Raw genomic sequence first — 3,894 nt, forward strand, 5'->3', positions numbered from 1 at the left:
CCGCCGCCAGGCCCGTGGTGAGGGCGAGGGCCGCTCCCGTGGCGAGACCGACCGTGACGGTGCGCGCGCGACGTGGCATGGATCCTCCTGGCCCGCTGACGGCGACCCCTCCAGATCGCCCGCCCACCACACAAGCACAGGTCGTCGCGGGTCGCACGCCGGAGGGACCCCGCCCCGCGGGTGGTTCGATCAGGCGAAGGTCGCGAGCGAGCGGAGGGCCTCGCGCATCGCGCTGCCCTGGTCGACGACGGCCCGGCGGACCGCGGGGCTGAGGTCCGGGTCGGTGACGACCCGCTCGATGGTCCGCAGCACGTCCTCGGAGACGAGGCGGGAGGGGTAGGCGAGCGTCGCGACACGGGCGAGGGCGTCCTCGCCGAGCCAGCCGGACAGGGGCGGGATGTCCGTCGCGTAGCGCGCGGCATACGGCAGGAGCAGGTCGCGCGACCCACTGGCCCAGAACCCCTCGGCGAGTGCGTTGAGCTCGTAGTTGCTCCGCTCCCGGTTCGTCGTGAGCTCCGACCACGCCCATGCCTTGGCCTCCGGGTCCGGCCGGGCCGCCCGCGCCGTGAGCGACGCGAGGTGCCCGGTCAGCGTGTCGTCGGCCGCCCGGAAGTCCTCGATGGCCGCGTCGTCGACGAGGCCGAGCTGGGCCAGCCGGCGGACGACGAGCCAGCGCAGGTCCCGGTCGTCCCCGAAGCCGTCCGGGAGTCCCTCACCCCGCGACCACGACCGCAGCAGGTCCGGATCCGACGTCGCGCGGGACCAGGCGCGCAGACCCTCGACGACCGTCCCGCCACCCCGGTCGACGAGGCGGCGGGCGGCGTCGGCCACCGCATCGAGGGCACCCGGCCGCTCCTCCACGGGCAGGAAGCACGGCACGGTCCGCGCGAGGACCCGGCCGGCCACGGCGGTGAGGATCGACGCCTCGGTCTCCACCGGCCAGGCCGCCGCGAACACCCGGAGGAGATGCCGCGGGTCGACCGTGCCGAGGCATACCCCGTCGCCGAGGGCGGTCCACACGACGGCACGGGCCTGCGCGTCAGGCACGGTCCCGAGCCGCTCGGGGAGGGCCGCGAGGGTGCCCGGGTCGAGGTCCACGGTGGCCCACGTGAGGTCCGAGACGTTCGGGACGACGACCTGCGCCGGCCGGATGCCCGCGACCGTCACGGCGTCCGCGTCGATCCGCACGGGAAGCCGCCACGACGCCTCGCCGTCGTCGAAGCCCGCGACGTCGAGGGTGTGCGGGCGGTCGGCCGGGTGGGCCGCCGGCACCTGTCGCGTGACCCGGCCGGCGGCGGGGTCGACGGCGATCGTGTCGACCCCGGCCGTCTCCAGCCAGGCCCGGCTCCACGACCCGAGCTCGATCCCGGACGCCTGCTCCATCGCGTGGAGGAAGTCGGCGAGCGTGCCGTTGCCGTAGGCGAACTCGTTCAGGTATGCCGTGATGCCCGCGACGAACGCGTCGTCGCCGATGTGCGCGATGAGCTGGCGCAGGGCCGCCGAGCCCTTGGCATACGAGATGCCGTCGAAGTTCTGCAGCGCGGTGCGTCCGTCGGGGGCGGGAGATCCCGCGACCGGGTGCGTGCTCGGGGTGCGCTCCGTCGCATACCCCCAGGCCTTGCGGGTGACCGTCGCGTCGACCCAGGCCTCGGTGAACTCGGTGGCGGCGTGGAGGGTCCGGTGGCTCATGTACTCGGCGAACGACTCGTTGAGCCACAGGTCGTCCCACCAGCGCATCGTCACGAGGTCGCCGAACCACATGTGCGCCATCTCGTGGGCGATCGTGTTGCTCCGCAGGAGGATCTGGTCGCGGCTCACGGCCCCGCGGTAGACGTACTGGTCCCGGAAGACGACGCATCCGGGGTTCTCCATCGCGCCGGCGTTGAACTCCGGCGCCCACACCTGGTGGTACTCGCCGAAGGGGTACCGGATGCCGAAGAGCCCGTGGTAGTAGTCGAACGACTGCCGGGTGATCTCGAAGATCTGCTCGGCCTGGGCCTCGAGCGGCCCGCGGAGCGAACGCCGGGCGTGGAGACCGAGGGGTATGCCGTCGTGCTCGGTGCGCACGCTCGCCCACGGCCCGGCACAGACGGTGACGAAGTACGTCGCGAGGGGACGGGTCGTCGCGAGGCTCCAGCGGCCCGGCACGTCCTGCGTCGCCGCACCGTTGCCGAGCACCGTCCAGTCGTGGGGTGCGGTGACCGTCACGGTGTAGGGCGCCTTGAGGTCCGGCTGGTCGAAGCAGGCGAAGACGGTCGGCGCCGCGTCGAGGAAGAGGTGCCCGTAGACGTAGTCCTCGCCGTCGGCGGGGTCGGTCGCCCGGTGCAGGCCCTGACCGTCGTGGGAGTAGCCCATCGTCGCCTCGACGACGAGGACGTTGTCCTCCTCGAGGTCGGTCAGCGGCAGCCGCCCGTCGTCGAGGAGCCCGACGTCGAGGTCCCGGCCGTTGAGCCTCGCCCGGTGCAGGGCCCGCGGCCGGACGTCGACGAAGGTCGTGGCCCCGTTCGGATCGGCCGCCGTCGATGCGGTCGGTGCGACGGAGAAGGCGATCGTCGTCGTCGACCCGAACGTCCTCGCCCCCTGGTCGAGGTCGAGGTCGACGGTCATGGCGGTGACGGTGAGGGACCGGGCGCGGCGCGCGGCCTCGTCCCGGGTGAGCGACGGCATACCGCGGATTGTGGCAGGTCCCGCCCTCAGGACATCACCCTGGCGCTCTGCCACCCAATCGGAGCCTCTGCACCATCACCACCCAGCCACCACCCTGGCGCTCTGGCACCCAATCGGGGTCTCTGCACCACCGTCCAGTGCCACCGTCACCGTCGTGGGGCCGTCGACTGGCGGTCTGCCACCCGATCGGGGCCTGTGCACCACCGTGGACGCGGCCCGGGGCCCGTCCTATCGGATCTGACCGCCGCTGGCCATCGCCTCGAGCCGGGCGACGCGGTCGGCTGTCGGCGGGTGGGTCGACATGAACCGGGAGATGTCCTGCGCACGGAACGGGTTGGCGATCATCATGTGGCTCGCGTTCTGCAGCTGCGGGGTCGGCGCGAGGGGAGCGCGCGCCACTCCCGCCTCGATCTTGCGCAGCGCGGAGGCGAGGGCGAGCGGGTCGCCGGTGAGCTTCGACCCGTCCTCGTCGGCGTCGTACTCGCGCGTGCGGCTGATCGCCATCTGGATGATGACGGCGGCGAACGGTGCGAGGAGGCTCATGACGAGCAGGGCCAACGGGTTCGGGCGGTCGTCGTCGCCGCCGCCACCCCCGAAGATGCTCGCGAACATGAGCATCTGCCCGACCGAGGAGATGACCCCGGCGATGGCGGCCGCGACGGAGCCGGTGAGGATGTCGCGGTTGTAGACATGCATCAGCTCGTGGCCGAGGACGCCCCGCAGCTCCCGCTCGTCGAGGAGCGCGAGGATGCCCTCGGTGCAGCAGACGGCCGCGTTCTGAGGATTGCGTCCCGTGGCGAAGGCGTTCGGCGCCTGCGTCGGGGAGACGAACAGGCGCGGCATCGGCTGGTTCGCCTTCGTCGACAGCTCGCGGACGATGCGGTACATCTGCGGAGCCTGCGCCTCGCTCACCGGGTATGCGTGCATCGCCCGGACGGCGAGCTTGTCGCTGTTCCAGTAGCCGTATGCCGTCGTCGCGACGCCGATGAGCGCGAAGATCCAGATGAACGCGCTGCTGCCCGTCATGCTGGCGACGATGCCGCCGAGGGCGAGCAGGAGGGCCCAGATGCCGCCGAAGAGCATGGCGGTCTTCAGGCCGTTGTGGTGGCTGTGCATGTCCCCTTCAACGTCGAGTGGGCGGCCGGACGTTCCCGCCGCGACCGCGGTCCGAGGTGGTGCACAGACCCCGATCGGGTGCCAGACCGCCAACGGATGTCTCGGCCACGG

Annotated in this window: 2 protein-coding genes; both read right to left on the bottom strand. The window is 72.4% G+C overall.

Annotated elements, in window-relative coordinates:
• Window positions 1-189: 189 nt before the first annotated feature.
• Window positions 190-2,667 (bottom strand): aminopeptidase N, encoded by a 2,478-nt coding sequence (gene pepN / locus BN12_RS23110; protein WP_048555597.1) that lies wholly within the window; start codon window positions 2,665-2,667, stop codon window positions 190-192.
• A gap of 228 nt (window positions 2,668-2,895) precedes the next feature.
• Window positions 2,896-3,783 (bottom strand): zinc metalloprotease HtpX, encoded by an 888-nt coding sequence (gene htpX / locus BN12_RS23115; protein ID WP_048555596.1) that lies wholly within the window; start codon window positions 3,781-3,783, stop codon window positions 2,896-2,898.
• Window positions 3,784-3,894: the final 111 nt, after the last annotated feature.

It is taken from the genome of Nostocoides japonicum T1-X7 (genome assembly GCF_001046855.1).
Taxonomy (GTDB): domain Bacteria; phylum Actinomycetota; class Actinomycetes; order Actinomycetales; family Dermatophilaceae; genus Nostocoides; species Nostocoides japonicum.

What these genes read in the sequence shown, in the direction of transcription:
- pepN (WP_048555597.1), bottom strand. Translation starts at nt 2,667, where the DNA reads ATGCCGTCGCTCACCCGGGACGAGGCCGCGCGCCGCGCCCGGTCCCTC.
- htpX (WP_048555596.1), bottom strand. Translation starts at nt 3,783, where the DNA reads ATGCACAGCCACCACAACGGCCTGAAGACCGCCATGCTCTTCGGCGGC.